The organism is Janthinobacterium sp. LS2A, from assembly GCF_036543145.1.
GTDB lineage: Bacteria > Pseudomonadota > Gammaproteobacteria > Burkholderiales > Burkholderiaceae_D > Janthinobacterium > Janthinobacterium aestuarii.
On record NZ_JAZHPB010000007.1, the window covers coordinates 1 to 15,357 of the forward strand.

Genomic DNA, 15,357 nt, shown 5'->3' on the forward strand with positions numbered 1-15,357 from the left:
CCAAGGCGAAGAACTGGCTGTTCACGGGTAACCTGGTTGCCAAGCTGGGCTTGATGATTCTGTTCCTCGGCGTCAGCTTCCTGCTCAAATACGTGTCGGCGCAGGTGACGGTGCCCATCGAGCTGCGCCTGGCAGGCATCGCGCTGGCCGATATCGCCCTGCTGGCCTGGGCCTGGCGCATCCGCATCAAACGCCCCGGCATCAGCTTGCCGCTGCAGGGCACGGCGCTGGCGATCTTGATGCTGGTGACGTTTGGCGCCTTCCGCCTGTATGATCTGATCCCGGCGGGCCTGGCGTTTGCCGTGCTGTTCGTGCTGACGGCGTTCACGTGCTTGCTGGCCGTGCTGCAAAACGCCGTCTGGCTGGCCGTCTTCGGCATCGTCGGCGGCTTTGCCGTGCCCCTGCTCGTATCGACGGGCAGCGGCAACCATATCGGCCTGTTCAGCTATTACGCGCTGCTCAACGCGGGCGTCTTCGCCATCGCCCTGAAACGCGCCTGGCGCGTCCTGAATGTGCTGAGCTTTGGCTTTACCTTCGTCGTCGCCACCACCTGGGGCTTGCTGCGCTACACGCCCGAGCACTACCTGTCGACGCAGCTGTTCCTGATCCTGTTCGTGCTGTTCTATATGGGTATCGCGATTGCCTACTGCGCGCGCCAGGCGCCGCGCTTGAAACACTATGTGGACGGCACCCTCGTGTTCGGCACTCCGCTGGCGGCCATGGGCCTGCAATACGGCCTGGTGCGGCACTTCGAGTTTGGCCTGGCGTTTTCCGCGCTGCTCGGCGGCTTGACCTACACGGGACTGGCCGTGGCCCTGTGGCGCCGCGCAGGTTTCAAACTGCTGGCCGAAGCCTTCCTCGCTCTGGGCATCGTCTTCGGCACGCTGGCCATCCCGTTTGCCCTCGATGGCCGCTGGACGTCCGCCGCCTGGGCGCTGGAAGGCGCGGGCATCGTCTGGGTCGGCTTGCGCCAGCGCCAGACCCTGGCCTGGGTCTTCGGCCTGCTGGTGCAGGGGGCCGCCTGGCTGGCCTTCCTCGGCGCCATGCAGGGACTCAATACGGCAGCGGCCCTGCAAGCCAACATCTGGCTCGGCTGCGCGCTGCTGGCGGCCGCCGCGCTGGTGATGGCCTACAATTTCCGCCGCCACGCCAGCCACTTACATCCTGAATTCATGAGCAGCCTGTCCGTGCTGTTCCTGACGGCCGCCACGGCCTGGCTGCTGGGCGGCATCTGGAGCGAAATCCTGCTACGCACGGATGCCGCCACGCAACTGAACCTGCTCACCGTCAGCGCGCTGGCGGTAGCAGCCCTGCTAGCGGCGCTGGCGCGGCGCGAACAATGGCATGCGCCGCGCGCCCTGCTGCTGGCCGTACAGGTACTGGCCGGCATGGTCATGCTCAGCCGCGCCAGCTGGGCCTGGGACCAGCATCCGGCCAACCTGTTCGACGGCTCCTTCCTCAGCGCCCTGCTGCTGGGCGCCGCCGCCTTTGCCAGCGCCCGCTTCCTTGCGCTGCGCGCACGCGGCGGCGACGAGCTACTGGCGCTGGCAGCGCGTCCCCTGCTGGTCTGGAGCGGCTTGCTGTGGTTTGCCGCCATCCTCGTACCGTTCACCAGCTGGCTGCTGCGCCTGATCGATGGCGACCTGAGCATGCAGCCGTACGCGGGCGAGCACTGGCTGGCGCTGTACCTGATCGCCGTGTCCGTCACGACACCCGTGTTCGCGATTGTGGCGCGGCGCCTCGATTGGCCGCAGCTGCGCTGGTTCACCGTGGCCGCCTGGCTCGGCCTGGGCCTGTGGAGCGCCAACCTGCTGCTGGCACTGTACCTGCGCGACTATCTGCTGACGGGCTTGAGCTGGCTGGCCCTGGCCGGCGCGCTGGCGGCCGGCGAATACCTGCTGCAGGCCTGGCCGAAAGCCGGCTGGCAACTCGACGTGCGTGCGCTGCGGCTCTTGCATACCCTGCGCACGGCCGCGCCATGGCTGATGCTGTGGCCCGTGGGCGCCATGCATGTCAACGCCTGGCTGGCACAGCATGAAGACAGCGTCAGCCCCGCCTGGGCCCGCTACTTGCCGGCCTGGGCCATGATGCTGGTACTGGCCTGGCTGATCCGCCGCTGCCGTGCCGGCGTCTGGCCGGTGGCACCGATTGCCGAGTGGTACCAGCGCACCCTGATACCGCTGGGTGCGCTCTGGTCGCTGCTGCTGATCGCCGCCTGGAACATCTTCGACGATGGCGCCATGGCGCCGCTGCCCTACTTGCCGCTGCTCAATCCGCTGGACTTGAGCACGGGCTTTGCCGTGCTGCTGGCCATTGCCAGCTACCGTTTGCTGCCGGCGAAGCAGTTGCCGCTGCCCGCCCTGTGGCAGGCGCGCTTGCCCGTCGTGGCCGCGTGCTTGCTGTATGTGTGGTTCAACCTGATGCTGCTGCGCACGGTGTCGCACTATGTCGGCGTGCCGTATACCTTTGACGCCATGCTGGCCTCGCAGTTCGTGCAAGCGATGCTGTCGCTCGTGTGGAGCGTCACGGCCCTGTTGCTGATGCGCCACGCGGCCCGCCAGCAGCGGCGCCAGCAATGGAGCATGGGTGCCGTCCTGCTGGGGCTGGTCGTTGTGAAACTATTCCTGATCGACCTGTCCAACGTGGGCGGTATCGAACGCATCGTATCTTTCGTGGGTGTCGGCTTGCTGATGGTCTTGATCGGCTACCTGGCGCCCTTCCCCAAGGCTGCCGCGCCAGCGTCAGCCGAACCGCAACCGGGAGCAGCATGAAAACAAGCACACTCATGTTCGGCATCGTGTTGATGGCAGGCGCCGCGCTGGCCGCGCCTGGCCAGGACAGGCCACAGGACTATCGCTGGAGCATCGCGTTGACGCCGCAGCCCGGTGCCGGCCTGAGCCGCATAAGCGTCCCCACCGACGTGTACCTGCATGCGCGCTCGGCCAGCCTGGCCGACGTGCGCCTGTTCGACAGTACCGGCAAGCCACTGGCCTTCGCTCTGACGGCCCCGCCCGCGCAATCGCGCACGCAGCGCGACACGCTTGCCATGCGCATCTTTCCCGTCACCGGCAAAAACATCGGCTACTACGAACTGGACAACGTGGATATCCGGACCGGCAATGACGGCCGTCTGCTGTCCGTCACGGCGCGTGGCGGCAGTACGCTCGATGCGGCGCCGGGCTTGCAAGGGTTGATCCTCGATGCGGGCCCGCCCGCCAAGGATAGCCGCATCGGCGCCCTGCAATTTACCTTGCCGCCAGGAACCGATAACTACAATGCGCAAGTACTGCTGGAAGTAAGCGACGACCTGAAACAATGGGATGCCATCGCCACCACCACCCTGAATTGGCTGCGCAACAGCGACACGCAAACCCTGGCCAACGACCGCATCGAATTCGCGCCGCGTGCCTTCCGCTATGCGCGGTTGAGCTGGCAGTACGGCGATCCCATCACTTTCGCCGGCATCGCCGCGCAGCAGGTCAGTGTCACGGCCCTTGCCCTGCCGCGCGCCACCATCACGCTGAAGGGGACGACAGGCAAGAGCGTCGACGAGCGTCTGTATGCCACGCCGATCGCCATTCCCGCCGACAGCATCGGCTTGCAGCTGGCTGAGGGCAACACGTCCATGCCCGTTACTCTGGGCGTGTATCACCCGGCAAGCGAAGCGCCGCGCCAGCGCCAGCGCCTGCATCTGGGCCCGCGAGCGCGCGCCACGCAGGCCGCCGAATTCGAACCATTGCTCCACACGACGTTCTACCGTATCAACATGGATGGCAAGGAACGGGTTTCCGGCGACTTGGCCATGCCCGTCGTGCAAACGGAGCAATGGGTGCTCCGGCCGCAATATCACAGCGGCACGAACCCGAACATCAACTCCGTCTTGCGCCTGGGATGGACACCGGCAAGCCTGGTGTTCCTGGCCAGCGGCAAGGGGCCGTATCAACTGGTCTTCGGCAGAAATGGTGCAACGCCGGCAGCGTTGCCGCTGTCGCAGGTCGCGCCCGGCTTCACGCAGGAGGAATTGCTGGCACTGCCTGTCGCCACGGCAGCCAGGGTGGTGGCGCTGACCAGCGACGCTCCCATCGAGAAGACGCCGGACGGCGCAGGCTTGCGCCTGGCCGCCCTATGGGCCGCACTACTGCTGGGCGTGGCCGTGCTGGGCTTTTTTGCCTGGCGCTTGCTGTCGCAAATGAAAGAGGAACAAGGCAGTACCGACAAGCAGCAACCTTAGCCACAACGTTCACCGCTTGAGCGCGCTACTCGCCGACTTACTGCCGCAGCAGCGCCTTGAACGTCTGCGGCATCCAGGGACGTGCCGCCAGCATGAAGCTGATGGCCAGGCGCTCATTGCCAGGCAGGCGCGCGTCTTCCTGGTGTTGCTGCGAGAATTCCACGGCCACTTGCTTCAGGCGTTCCAGCAAGGCGGCCGTGGATTTCTTCGACAGCATCACGTTCACCAGGCGCAGCAATTCCGTCTCGCCATCGAACTGCGAATTCAAGTAGTCGCCATAGGCTTCCTTTTTGAAATACGTGTGGATGGGACCGTTCGGTATCCACGCAAACGTGCGGGCCACCAGCAGTTTGACCCGGTTATTCGGCAGCAGTTCCAGGAAACCGATCTTGTCGAGACGCAGCAGGTATTTCACGGCTTGCGCTTCGCTGATGTCATAGATGGCGACGATCTGTTCCAGCGGCAGCAAGTTCAGGGCGGAGACGGCCACCACGAACAGCCGGGTGTCCTCGATGATTTCCTTTTCCTGCGCATACGTCAGCCCCGTGATCAGGGTGGGCGCGGCCTGGGCTGATTGCACGGCCAGCGCCAGCTGCTGGAAATCGCTGCCGATGGCCACCAGGATCTGGTCCAGCCGTTGCAAAGTAAATTGCTTCTGCGAAAACATCCGCTTGACGCTGGCTTCGGACACGCCGATGCGCTGGGCCAGCTCGGCATACGTGACGGAGCGCGCTTTCAACAGGCGTTTCAAGGCTTCGATCAAGGCGTGGGTTTGCGGCATGCACTTCCTTTATAAAAATAGCATCGATTCTGGCGGCAGAAAAGTAGCGCAATATGCTACCTGCGGTATGCCTGCCCGCTACGAGTAGCGTATTCATTGACCAATTGCCCACAGTCTACAATGATGGCGTTGCCACTTGGCACACTTGAAGGAGAAACACATGAAACGCCTGCTGCCCCTCTGCTTGTCCCTGTCGCTGTTGACGCTCTCCGTGGCCGCTCCCGGCCTGGTCCACGCCGCCGCCTCCGAGAATCTGTCGAAAGGCTCGCAAAACCTCAGCGAAGGTTCCGCCGTGGTCGTCGCCGGTTCCATGTCGATGCTGGTCGCCTCCGGCCAAGTGGTCGTCGCCAGCGTGGAAACGGTGGGCGAAGGCATCGTCATCGTGCTCAAGGGCGCCTCCGAAGCGGGTGGCGCGTCCATCCAGATGAGCGGGCAAGCGGCCAGGGGCCTGTCGCTGGCGGCCGGCACCGTGGTCAATGTGGTGGCGATGTCCACCGGCCATATGCTGGTTCTTTCCGGCAAGGCCATCGCCTTCATCCCGAACGAACTGGGCAAGGCGCTGCTGCACCACTCCAAAGTGTAACCACCAATAAAGAACGGACATTCCATGAAACATCTGCTCGCCACCGCCCTGCTGTGCGCCGCCACCATGGCGCCGCTGGCCCAGGCCGCCAACTCCGATACCACCAACGCCTCCGACAACGCCAGCATGGCCTCAGCCATCGTATTGGTCGGCTCCATGTCGGTGCTGGCCGCCGCCGGTGAAATCGTCATTGACAAGGTGGAAGACGCGGCCGACGGCAGCGTCCTCGTGCTCAAAAGCGCGGCCAGGGGCGCGTCCTCCGCCGCCACAGCCTCCGTCAAGCTGAGCCAGAAGGCTGCGCAAGGCCTGTCGCTGGCGGCCGGCACGGCGATCAACGTCGTGGCCGTCTCGACGGGACACATGCTGGTGCTGTCGGGCAAGGCCATCGCCTATGTGCCGAATGCGGCCGGCAATGCGATTCTCCACCATTCGAAAGCGTGAACCCCATGAAACGCCTGACCGTGATTCTCATCAGCCTGGCACTGGCCGGTACCGCCCATGCGGGACGCTCGTGCGAGGAAAAGCAAACGGATGCGACCACCCTCGTCAAATCGATGGATCTGGCGCAAAAGACCCTGCAGGCACTCGACGCCTCGGGCGCGCAAGTGGTGCTGCTGGCGCGCGCCGGACAAGACCTGTCGAAATACAACTTGCGCTATTCGCACATGGCGCTGGCCTGGCGCGACCACCCGAAAGGCCGCTGGCTGGTGGTGCATGAACTCAATGAATGCGGCACGGCGCAATCGTCGCTGTACAACGAAGGCTTGGGCAATTTCTTCATGGATGATGTGTTCATGTATGAAACCCTGATTCTCGTTCCCGGCCAGGATACGCAGCAGCAACTGGTGCGCCTGCTGACATCGAACACGCCCAAGCGCCTGCATGAGCCGCACTACAATATGCTGGCCTACCCGTTTTCCACCAAGTACCAGAATTCGAACCAGTGGGTGCTGGAAACCTTGGCCGCTGCCAGCAACGAACCTGGCAAGATCGAAACGCGCGCCGAAGCGCAAGGCTGGCTGCGCAGCGCCAGCTACGCGCCGCAAACGCTGAGCATCCCCGCCGCCACGCGCCTGGGCGCGCGCATGTTCCGCGCGAATATCGCGTTCGACGATCACCCGTTCGAGCGCCGCATGACGCGCCAGATCGACGTCGTCACCGTCGACTCCATCGTGCGCTTCATGCGCCAGCGCGAACCGAAGGCGCAGGAGATCGTCGTGCGGGGGAATTAGCCTTGCGCCAGACCCTGCACGATCACGGCGGGCGCCTGCGCCAGCGGCGCCGCGCTGCACAGCACGATGGACAGCTCGGCATGCGCCAAGGTCGCGCAAGCGCCCGCGTCCATGCCCAGCTTGTAGCGCGCCTCGGCCTCGCTCCAGCGCTGGTAAAACGCCGCCAGCCGCGCTTCAAGCGGCATGCTTTCCAGCTCGGCGGCCACATCTGCGCCAAACGCCTGGCGGGCCAGCGCCAGCACGTCGCGCCGCGGGTCGCGCAGCTCAATATCGAGTCCCAGCCGCGTAGTACCGCTCAACGCGCAGGCGACCCAGTGGCCGCTGTGCGAAATGCTGAAGTGCGGCCCCTCCGCAGGCGACAGCAGCAGTGGCGCCTGGCCCGGCCTCTCTTCCAGCACGATGGATTCCGGCGCCACTTCCAGCAGTTTCCCCATCGCTACGCGCAGCAGCGCGCGCCCCAGCAGGAACTGGCGCTGGCGCAACGGCCGCACAAAGCGTGCGTAGCGGGCCGCTTCAGCGGCACCGAGCCACGTTTCATACTGGCTGATCTGCGCAAGATCAATGCTGCGGGAATCGAGCAGCCAGATGCTGGCGCCGCTACTGGGCAAGGCTGGTGGCATGACAAGGTCGGGATAGGCAAAGGCGCAGTCTGCCACAAATTGCCAGCATGCATACGGCAAAAAAAATGGCAGCGCGGTTGCCCGTCGCTGCCATTCTCAGCAGGTCTGCAGGCGCTTGCGCGCCGCGCCCGTCCTAGTTCGTCATTGCTGCTTCGACCGCTTTATTGTCGGCGCCCGTCGGGCCGCCTTCGGCACGTACATAGTTGGCCTTGATGTAAGCGCTGGTCAGGTTGGCAATACGGGTCAGCATCAGGTTATCGTGCACGCCGAACGTGAATCCGGCCGCCATCGCGTCCGCGCGCTGGAAGAACTCTGGCGTTGCGACCACGGCACCCTTGTTGTCGCGGATCATGACGCGCATGCGCACGCCCGAGCTGCCGGCCAATGGTCCCAGCAGTACGCGCTTGGCGCCGCTCTTGAACTGGATTTCTTCGACGATAGGCTCGATGGTCAGCACACGGCCATTGGCCGGGGCGGCATTCCAGCTGGTCAGCGATTCGGCCAGGTCCTTGCGGATATTCTCGTCGATCTTCGCCATGCCGGCCTGGTTGCCCTTGTAGCCTTCGGCAAAGACTGTCGGCTTGACTTCAATGCGGCCAAACGACGAGAAAGCCTCGCTCGGCGGCGGATTGGTCGTCGACGATGCCTTGATGCGCGTGGCGCAGCCTTGCAACATGGTCAATGCCAGCAGTGCGCCGGCCAGGATGACAGTTTTCGATACTTTTTGCATATTCTCTTTCTACTTTTTATTGGAATGGCTTCCGGACGCGATCGCTGCTCTGATTGCGCCGGTTACCGATGGGGTGGACTTCCCTGCTGCTTCCTGCTACTGCTACTTACTTGCCTGCCTTCAACTTCACGAACTCGCCCTTCAAGGCCACGCCCGTCATCATCGTGCCTTCATGGCACTCGAATTCCGTGGCGCTGGAATTTTCGATGTTTTTGTAATTGCTGACGATATTGACGACGGCATCGGCGCCCACCGACTGGGCGCGCTTTTGCAGCGCAAGCATGGCCGACAGGAAGGCCCAGTTGCACGAGGTTTCCGCCGACTTGCCGACGCCATTGGTTTTCTGGCTGGTCTTGTCGCTGCTGATGCGCGTGGCAACCGGGGGCGTTGCCTGGTCGCCAAAATAGAATTTCACGGTGTCGCCAAGGCGGGCCTGGGCGTCGTTGGCGGACATCGCATTGGCGATCGACATCATGTGTTTGGTATCGCCTGCCTGTGCCGGCAAGGCAACCGTCAGCGCCGCACTCAGCGCCGCCAGGATCATCATTTTTTTCATGCTGTTTTCCTCGATAAGTTAAAGATAGTACAAAGGGAACCACACTTGCCACTTGCGCCAGCGCAAGCTAACTTCACGGCCGGTAACGCTTGAAGATCAGCGACGTGTTGATGCCGCCAAAGGCAAAATTATTCGACATCACGTACTCGCATTCGATGGCCCGGCCTTCGCCGGCGATGTAGTCGAGCGGTGCGCATTGCGGGTCGACCTGCTGCAAGTTGATGGTGGGCGCAAACCAGCCTTCGCGCATCATCTCGATGCTGATCCACGCTTCCAGCGCGCCGCAGGCACCCAGGGTATGGCCCATGTAGCTTTTCAGCGAACTGATAGGCGTGCGGTCGCCAAACACTTCGAACGTCGCTTGCGATTCGGCGATATCGCCCTGCTGCGTGCCCGTGCCATGCGCATTGATGTAGCCGATATCGGATGGCTGCAGTCCCGCGTCGGCCAGCGCCAGCAGCATCGCCTGGCGCATGGTGGCGGCGTTCGGCTGGGTCACGTGGCAGCCGTCGCTGTTCGTGCCGAAGCCCACCAGTTCCGCATGGATGGTGGCGCCGCGCGCCTGCGCATGGTCGAATTCTTCGAGGATCAGGCAACCGGCGCCTTCGCCGATGACGAGGCCATCGCGACTGGCGTCGAACGGGCGCGGCGTCGTGTGGCCATCGTCGTTGCGCGTGCTCGTGGCGAACAGGGTGTCGAAGACGGCCGCCTCGGTGGCGCACAGCTCCTCGGCGCCGCCGGCGATCATCGCCAGCTGCTTGCCGCCGGCGATCGCCTCGTATGCATAGCCGATGCCCTGGCTGCCCGAGGTGCAGGCGCTTGAGGTGGTAATCACCCTGCCCGTGACGCCGAAGAATACGCCGATGTTGACGGGCGCCGTGTGCGCCATCATCTTGATGTAGGTAGTGGCGTTGATGCCCTTGGTGGTGCGCTCTTCCATCATGCGGCCAAAGTCGCCGATGGCGCTGGGCGTGCCGGCGGACGAACCGAAGGAAATGCCCATCTGCCCGCTCTTGACCACGGGGTGCCCGGCCAGGCCCGCGTGTTCCAGCGCCAGTTCGCTGGCGCGCGTGGCCATCAGCGCGATGCGTCCCATGCTGCGCACGGCCTTGCGGTTGTAGCGGTCCGTCAGCGCGAACGGCGCGGCCGGCGCGCCCAGTTGCGTATTCAAGCCTTCGTAATCGGCCCATTCGTCCATGCGCACGACGGCGTTGCGGTACTCGCCCAGGCGCTGGCGGATGGCCGGCCAGTCATTGCCGATCGGGCTGATGCCGGCCATGCCGGTCACGACTACGCGGCGGCTCATGCCATGCCTCCATTCACGGAAATGACCTGGCGCGTGATATAGCCCGCTTCCTCGCCGACGAGGAAACTGACGGCGGCGGCCACTTCTTCCGGCGTGCCGACTCTGCGCGCGGGGATCATCTTCAGCGCTTCGTCGAGCGGCACCTCGCTGATCATGTCCGTCTCGATCAGGCCCGGCGCCACACAGTTGACCGTGATGGCACGCTTGGCCAGTTCCAGCGCCAGCGCCTTGGTCGCGCCGATGATGCCGGCCTTGGCGGCGCTGTAATTGACTTGCCCCCGGTTGCCGATCAGGCCCGAAACGGACGCCATGGTGACGATGCGCCCCGGTTTGCGGCGCTGTACCATCGGCATCACCAGCGGATTGAGCACATTGTAGAAACCATCGAGATTGGTCTGCAGGACGATGTCCCAGTCCTCGCCCGACATGGCGGGAAACGCATTGTCGCGCGCCACGCCGGCGTTGCACACGACGCCGTAATAGCAGCCATGTTCGGCGATGTCAGCTTCCAGCGCGGCAGCTGCCGCGGCACGGTCGCCGATATCGAATTGCAGCACGCGCGCCGCGCGTCCCATGGCCTGCACCTGCTGCGCCACCGCGTCGGCTTCGCCGCGCGCGCTGCGGCAATGCAGCACCACGTCAAAACCGTCGCGCGCCAGCCGCAAGGCGATGGCCTTGCCGATGCCGCGCGACGACCCCGTCACCAATACACTTTTACTCATGCTGCGCTCCATTCATACTCTCCTGCAGAAATTGCTTTGCATCCTCGGGCTGGAATACCGTAATCGTCGCTTGCGCCAGCACGGCGCCCGCCATCTCGATACGGCACTCGAACGCGCCCAGTCCATTCTCGCCTTGCAAGGCCTGCTGCACATGCACCTGCAGCACGCTGCCATCGACAAACAGGGGCAGCTGCGCTTCGTAGCGCCGCGCCCCCAGCAAAAACCCGATCTTCACGGGCACACCGGCCAGCCGCGCCAGGTAGCCCGCATGCGCGGCGATCGCCTGCGCCATGTATTCGATGCCGACCCAGCTGCCCACCCCTGCCGACGGCGCGTCATAAAACACGCTGCCGGCATGGATGGCGACTTCGGCGCACAGGTTTTCCGCATCGGCCGACAACACCCGGTCGAGCAGCACCATGGCGCCGGAATGGGGCACCAGTTCGCGGATAGCGGGAAAACTCATGCTCCCCTCCCGAACAGCAGGGCGGCGTTCGAGCCGCCGAAGGCAAACGAATTGCTCAGCGCCCAGTCGAGCGGACGCCCCAGGCGCGCACCGGGCAAGGCCAGGCGCAGCGGCGGCAGGGATTCATCAGGCACGCCATCCCACAGGTGCGGCGGCAGCAAGCCCTCGGCGTTATCGTCCTGCATCGCCAGCCAGCACAGCGCCGCCTCGATGGCGGCCGCCGCGCCCAGCGCATGGCCTGTCAGCGGCTTGGTGGAGCTGACCATCGCCGTGGCGCCGAACAGGTCGGACACCACGCGCGCTTCCATCGCATCGTTCTGCGGCGTGGCCGTGCCGTGCAGGTTCACATAGTCGACTTGCGACGCCGCGATGTCCGCGCGCGCCAGTGCTTGGGCGATGGCCAGCCGCGCGCCGCCGCCTGCGGGATCGGGCGCCGACATGTGGTGGCCATCGGACGATTCGCCCCAGCCGCGCAAGGCCACGCTGGCCGCTTGCGCCGTCATCAGGAACAGGGCCGCACCCTCGCCGATATTGATGCCGTCGCGGTTAGCGCCCAGCGGATTGCAGCGCCGCGCACTGACGGACGCCAGCGCGGAAAATCCGGCCACGGTAAAGCCGCACAGGGTATCGACACCGCCCGTCAGCACGGCGTCGCACAAGCCCATGCGGATCAGGCGCGCCGCGCTGGCCATCGCCTTGGCGCTCGACGAACAGGCGCTCGAATGCACGAGGGCCGGGCCGTCGATGCCCAGTTCCTCGGCCAGCATCAATGCCGGCGACGCCATCTCCTGCTGCCCATAATGAAAGGCTTTCGGCAAGCCGTCGCCCGCCACATGCTGGCCGATCGCGCCTTCCGTCTCGGCGATGCCCGACGTGCTGGTGCCGATCACCACGGCCACGCGGTCCGCGCCGTAGCGGGCGATGGCCTGTTCCACGGCGGGACGGATCTGCGCCAGCGCCGCCAGCGCCATCCGGTTGTTGCGGCTGCGCGCGGCGATGCCGTGCTGCGCCACCGATGGCAAGGCCGCATCGACCACGCCCAGCGGCAGCATGCGCCCCGGCGTGTAGGTATCGACGGGCATCACGCCGCTGTGCGCGGCAAACAGGCGCGCGCGCACTGCTTCGCGGTCCGCGCCCAGCGCGCAGACGATGCCGCAGTCGTTCAGGTACACAGTCAGGCCAGTCATTCAACTTCCTTCCGGGGCGTTCTGTATCGTCAGGCGATAGCGGTAGCGCAGGTTGTCGAGTACGACCGTGCCGCTCCAGCGCGGCATGCCGCTGTAGTCGATCACCGTCACCGCCTCGTCATGCAGGAACAGGGTGCGGCGCAAGCCGCTGTCCTCGATGCGCCAGCCTGCCGGCAGCGCTTGCGCAATCGCTTCGCGCGGCCACAGGGTCAGCTGCATGTCTTCCAGCACGTCCTCGGCGCGTACCTGCGCCGGCAGCATCAGGTGGCGCCATGACGTCATCTCCTTGCCGTCGTAATGCAGCGACAGCACGCGCTGGCCGAACGCCAGTCCCACCAGGTCGAGATGCGACGGCTCCACTTCCAGCGCCGCATCGAGTTCGTCGATGCGCCCGGCCCGTTCGACGACCAGGTGCTGCTGCACGCTGACCGTGGCGCCCAGCGCCTGCGGCGCCAGTTTCAGGCCCAGGCGTGCGGGTGCCGAAGGCGGCGTGCTGGCGCAGCCGGCCAGCGCCAGCAGCAATGCGGGCGCCCATCGTTGACAGTGCAAAAACATCAGAACTCTCCTGCGGCATCGGCCGCGCTACGGTGGTCGGCTTCGGCAAAGCACGGCGACAGCAGCCAAACCAGGGCCGTGCCGATCAGCATGGTCAGGCCAAACGCCTGCAATGCGGCCGTCTTGCTCAGCGCCAGCAAGCCGAAAGACAAAATGGTATTCGCCGCCGACAGGCCCACGGCCAGCCATGGCGTATCGTTGCGGCGGTCGGGATGCTCCTGCATGAAGATGCCGTAGTCGACGCCGACGCCCAGCAGCAGCATCAGCGCCAGCACGTGGAACAGCTGCAGCGGCAAGTTCAAATAGCCGAGCAAGGCCAGGGCCGCCACGCTGGCCAGCGCCGTGGGCGCCAGCACACGCCAGGTGCGGCGCCCGTAACGGGGCAGCAGCAAGCCGGAGACCACCAGGTAGGCGCCCAGCACCACGGCGCCCATGTAGACGCGGTAGCGGCCCAGCACCGAGGATATTTCACTGACCTTGTCGACCCACTGCACGCCGGGCATGCCCTCGCCCGCCTTCGCCAGCAGGGGAATGGCCGCATACTGCATGCCGCGCAAGGCGACGATGGAGGCATAGCCGCCTTCGACCTTGCCCAGCCACAGATGGCGCCACGGCTCGCTGGCCGGCACCTTCAGGAAGGCGTCGATCGACAGCGGCGCCCCCGCTTGCGCCAGTTGCGCGCGCACCTTGCCGGCCCATTCCGGGCCTTCGTCGACGGACTGCGCCAGCAGGTCTAGCGCGGCGCCCGGCTGCAGGATGGCCGTGTCGAGCAAGGCCCGGCGCGCCGCCTGCGTCTGCAGCGACGGCACCCAGTTCGACATGGCCTGGACACCGCTGATGTGCTGTTGCGCGATCAGCGGCAGCAGCCGCTGTTTCAACGCTTCCTCGCGCTGCAGCACGGCTTCCGCGCTATCGCCGCGCACCAGGTAGAACTGCACCGGCGTAGGTCCATCGAGCAATTTGCTCAATTTGATCTGGTCGCGTATCAGGTGCGCGGGTGGCGTTTGCAGCAGGCGGATATCGTCGTTGACACCCAGGCGGCTGATGCCGATGAGCGCAAACAGGGCAAACAGTACGCCGCCAACCAGGGTGGCGCGGTTGGCCCGCAACAGCGGCCAGCGCGCGCGCGCCGCGCCGTACTGTTTGACCAGTGCACCGCTCTTCAAGGTGCCGCCACCGATCAACGCGGGAAACCAGAACACCACCGTCAGCCAGGCAAACACCAGGCCCAGGGCGGAAAACACGGCCATGTGGCGCAGGCCGGGGAATGGCGTCAGCGCCAGGCCCATGTAGCCGATGACGGCGGCGAGCAGGGTCAGGCACAGCCCCGGCAGCAGACGGCGCAGCAAGGTGCGCGAATCGAGCGACGGATCGGCGCCAAGGCGATTGCATAGGAAGTAAATGCCGTAGTCCTGCGCCACGCCGATCAGGCTGGCGCCAAAGACCAAGGTCATCAAGTGTATTTTGCCAAACAGCAGCCAGCATACGGACAAAGAACCGAGGCAGCCGATGCCGATCGACAGCAGGATCAGCGAGATCGGCTTGAACGAGCGGAAGGTAAACCACGTCAGCAGGATGATGCCTGCCAGGGAGCCCAGGCCGATGGTCGACATTTCGCCCGCCGCCTGGCTGCTGGCGGCCGCCGCATGCAGGATCACACCGGCGCTGATGATGTCCACGCCGGGCACGGCCTGCCGCGCCGCCACCTCGGCTTGCGCCAGCACGGGCAGCGCGCTTTCCTGCGCACCCAGCGAAAAGGCGGGCAGGCTCAAGGTCAGCGGCAGCAGCACATACTGGCGCTCGGCGTCGGCGACGAACAGATGGCCGTCGCGCGGACGCACGGGCGTTTCCTGCGCGCGTTCCTGCACCCAGCCGCCAAACAGGCCGAAAGGATCATCCTGCCAGGCGCCCAGTTTCGGCCCGCCGAATGGGCTATACAGCTGACTCAACGCCGAATCGCGCCAGAACGCGGGCGTTTCCTGGCGCAGCTGCATTTCCTGCGGCGCCGTCAGCAAGGTCAAGCGATGCTGCTGGAACAGCGCCAGCCAGTCGTTCTGCGTCTGCTCGTCGAGCGGCGTGGACTGGAACAGGTCCGCATGGCGCGCCAGCACGGCGCCGTAGGCGTCAGCCGCGCGCTTCGCATCGCTCCATTCGGCCGCGCCGACCAGCACCGCCACGCGCTGCTGCGCCGCGTCGACCATGTGCGTAAATGACGCCTGCAGCACCGGGTCGCGCTCCTGCACCGGCAGCAAGGCGAGAATGTCGGTTTCGGGCGCGATGCGCTTGCCCAGCCACAGGTAGGCGTTATGCGCGAGCAGCAGCGCCACCACCAGCGCCCAGGCGATGGCCAGCAGGCGCCCGGCGTTGCGGCCGCGCTTCGTCAATGCG

General features: G+C 65.3%; 15 protein-coding genes. 5 read left to right on the forward strand and 10 right to left on the reverse strand.

Features of this window, described 5'->3' with window-relative positions; translation table 11 throughout:
* Both V3C40_RS19555 and V3C40_RS19560 read left to right on the forward strand, forming a co-directional pair.
* Window positions 1-2,771 (forward strand): DUF2339 domain-containing protein (locus V3C40_RS19555; RefSeq protein WP_331778298.1); only part of this gene is annotated, 2,771 nt, incomplete at its 5' end.
* Entirely contained in the window at window positions 2,768-4,231 is a 1,464-nt protein-coding gene (locus V3C40_RS19560; RefSeq protein ID WP_331778299.1) for a DUF3999 family protein, read from the forward strand. The genes V3C40_RS19555 and V3C40_RS19560, both read left to right, overlap by 4 nt.
* A 37-nt stretch (window positions 4,232-4,268) precedes the next feature.
* Here the strand turns inward: V3C40_RS19560 and V3C40_RS19565 are convergent, their stop codons facing one another.
* Complete coding sequence (locus V3C40_RS19565) at window positions 4,269-5,012, reverse strand: helix-turn-helix domain-containing protein (RefSeq protein WP_034750344.1); 744 nt, start codon at window positions 5,010-5,012, stop codon at window positions 4,269-4,271.
* A 160-nt stretch (window positions 5,013-5,172) separates the two neighbouring features.
* Between V3C40_RS19565 and V3C40_RS19570 the strand changes: the two genes are divergently transcribed.
* Genes V3C40_RS19570 through V3C40_RS19580 form a run of 3 tightly spaced genes read left to right on the forward strand, consistent with a single transcriptional unit; the run spans window position 5,173 to window position 6,827 of the window.
* Complete coding sequence (locus V3C40_RS19570; RefSeq protein ID WP_051991071.1) at window positions 5,173-5,595, forward strand: hypothetical protein; 423 nt, start codon at window positions 5,173-5,175, stop codon at window positions 5,593-5,595.
* Between the two features lie 24 nt (window positions 5,596-5,619).
* A complete protein-coding gene (locus V3C40_RS19575; protein WP_331778300.1) occupies window positions 5,620-6,036 on the forward strand; it encodes a hypothetical protein in 417 nt (138 codons plus the stop codon).
* Window positions 6,037-6,041: 5 nt separating this feature from the next.
* A complete protein-coding gene (locus V3C40_RS19580) occupies window positions 6,042-6,827 on the forward strand; it encodes a DUF2145 domain-containing protein (RefSeq protein WP_331778301.1) in 786 nt (261 codons plus the stop codon).
* Here V3C40_RS19580 and V3C40_RS19585 read toward each other — a convergent pair.
* The 9 genes from V3C40_RS19585 to V3C40_RS19625 all read right to left on the reverse strand — a co-directional run bounded on the left by V3C40_RS19585 (window position 6,824) and on the right by V3C40_RS19625 (window position 15,353).
* Complete coding sequence (locus V3C40_RS19585; protein WP_331778302.1) at window positions 6,824-7,447, reverse strand: 4'-phosphopantetheinyl transferase family protein; 624 nt, start codon at window positions 7,445-7,447, stop codon at window positions 6,824-6,826. The genes V3C40_RS19580 and V3C40_RS19585 overlap by 4 nt on opposite strands.
* Window positions 7,448-7,580: 133 nt before the next feature.
* Window positions 7,581-8,177, reverse strand: coding sequence for a hypothetical protein (locus V3C40_RS19590; RefSeq protein WP_034750355.1), 597 nt, complete (start codon window positions 8,175-8,177; stop codon window positions 7,581-7,583).
* A gap of 106 nt (window positions 8,178-8,283) precedes the next feature.
* Window positions 8,284-8,733, reverse strand: coding sequence for an excinuclease ATPase subunit (locus tag V3C40_RS19595; protein ID WP_034750358.1), 450 nt, complete (start codon window positions 8,731-8,733; stop codon window positions 8,284-8,286).
* A 73-nt stretch (window positions 8,734-8,806) separates the two neighbouring features.
* Window positions 8,807-10,039, reverse strand: coding sequence for a beta-ketoacyl-ACP synthase (locus V3C40_RS19600; protein ID WP_034750361.1), 1,233 nt, complete (start codon window positions 10,037-10,039; stop codon window positions 8,807-8,809).
* A complete protein-coding gene (gene fabG / locus V3C40_RS19605; RefSeq protein ID WP_374106824.1) occupies window positions 10,036-10,761 on the reverse strand; it encodes a 3-oxoacyl-ACP reductase FabG in 726 nt (241 codons plus the stop codon). Before fabG ends, V3C40_RS19600 begins: the two co-directional genes overlap by 4 nt.
* Window positions 10,754-11,227 carry a hotdog family protein gene (locus tag V3C40_RS19610; RefSeq protein WP_331778303.1) on the reverse strand — a complete coding sequence of 158 codons (474 nt, stop codon included), beginning with the start codon at window positions 11,225-11,227 and terminating at the stop codon, window positions 10,754-10,756. Before V3C40_RS19610 ends, fabG begins: the two co-directional genes overlap by 8 nt.
* Window positions 11,224-12,414 (reverse strand): beta-ketoacyl-ACP synthase, encoded by a 1,191-nt coding sequence (locus V3C40_RS19615; protein WP_331778304.1) that lies wholly within the window; start codon window positions 12,412-12,414, stop codon window positions 11,224-11,226. Before V3C40_RS19615 ends, V3C40_RS19610 begins: the two co-directional genes overlap by 4 nt.
* Window positions 12,415-12,969, reverse strand: coding sequence for a DUF3261 domain-containing protein (locus V3C40_RS19620; protein ID WP_070305212.1), 555 nt, complete (start codon window positions 12,967-12,969; stop codon window positions 12,415-12,417).
* Window positions 12,969-15,353 carry an MMPL family transporter gene (locus V3C40_RS19625; protein WP_331778444.1) on the reverse strand — a complete coding sequence of 795 codons (2,385 nt, stop codon included), beginning with the start codon at window positions 15,351-15,353 and terminating at the stop codon, window positions 12,969-12,971. The genes V3C40_RS19620 and V3C40_RS19625 overlap by 1 nt, the downstream gene beginning before the upstream one ends.
* Window positions 15,354-15,357 lie beyond the last annotated feature (4 nt).

Excerpts from the sequence above, each read along its gene's own strand:
- V3C40_RS19560 (WP_331778299.1), top strand. The coding sequence starts at position 2,768 with ATGAAAACAAGCACACTCATGTTCGGCATCGTGTTGATGGCAGGCGCC.
- V3C40_RS19565 (WP_034750344.1), bottom strand. The coding sequence starts at position 5,012 with ATGCCGCAAACCCACGCCTTGATCGAAGCCTTGAAACGCCTGTTGAAA.
- V3C40_RS19570 (WP_051991071.1), top strand. The coding sequence starts at position 5,173 with ATGAAACGCCTGCTGCCCCTCTGCTTGTCCCTGTCGCTGTTGACGCTC.
- V3C40_RS19575 (WP_331778300.1), top strand. The coding sequence starts at position 5,620 with ATGAAACATCTGCTCGCCACCGCCCTGCTGTGCGCCGCCACCATGGCG.
- V3C40_RS19580 (WP_331778301.1), top strand. The coding sequence starts at position 6,042 with ATGAAACGCCTGACCGTGATTCTCATCAGCCTGGCACTGGCCGGTACC.
- V3C40_RS19585 (WP_331778302.1), bottom strand. The coding sequence starts at position 7,447 with ATGCCACCAGCCTTGCCCAGTAGCGGCGCCAGCATCTGGCTGCTCGAT.
- V3C40_RS19590 (WP_034750355.1), bottom strand. The coding sequence starts at position 8,177 with ATGCAAAAAGTATCGAAAACTGTCATCCTGGCCGGCGCACTGCTGGCA.
- V3C40_RS19595 (WP_034750358.1), bottom strand. The coding sequence starts at position 8,733 with ATGAAAAAAATGATGATCCTGGCGGCGCTGAGTGCGGCGCTGACGGTT.
- V3C40_RS19600 (WP_034750361.1), bottom strand. The coding sequence starts at position 10,039 with ATGAGCCGCCGCGTAGTCGTGACCGGCATGGCCGGCATCAGCCCGATC.
- fabG (WP_374106824.1), bottom strand. The coding sequence starts at position 10,761 with ATGAGTAAAAGTGTATTGGTGACGGGGTCGTCGCGCGGCATCGGCAAG.
- V3C40_RS19610 (WP_331778303.1), bottom strand. The coding sequence starts at position 11,227 with ATGAGTTTTCCCGCTATCCGCGAACTGGTGCCCCATTCCGGCGCCATG.
- V3C40_RS19615 (WP_331778304.1), bottom strand. The coding sequence starts at position 12,414 with ATGACTGGCCTGACTGTGTACCTGAACGACTGCGGCATCGTCTGCGCG.
- V3C40_RS19620 (WP_070305212.1), bottom strand. The coding sequence starts at position 12,969 with ATGTTTTTGCACTGTCAACGATGGGCGCCCGCATTGCTGCTGGCGCTG.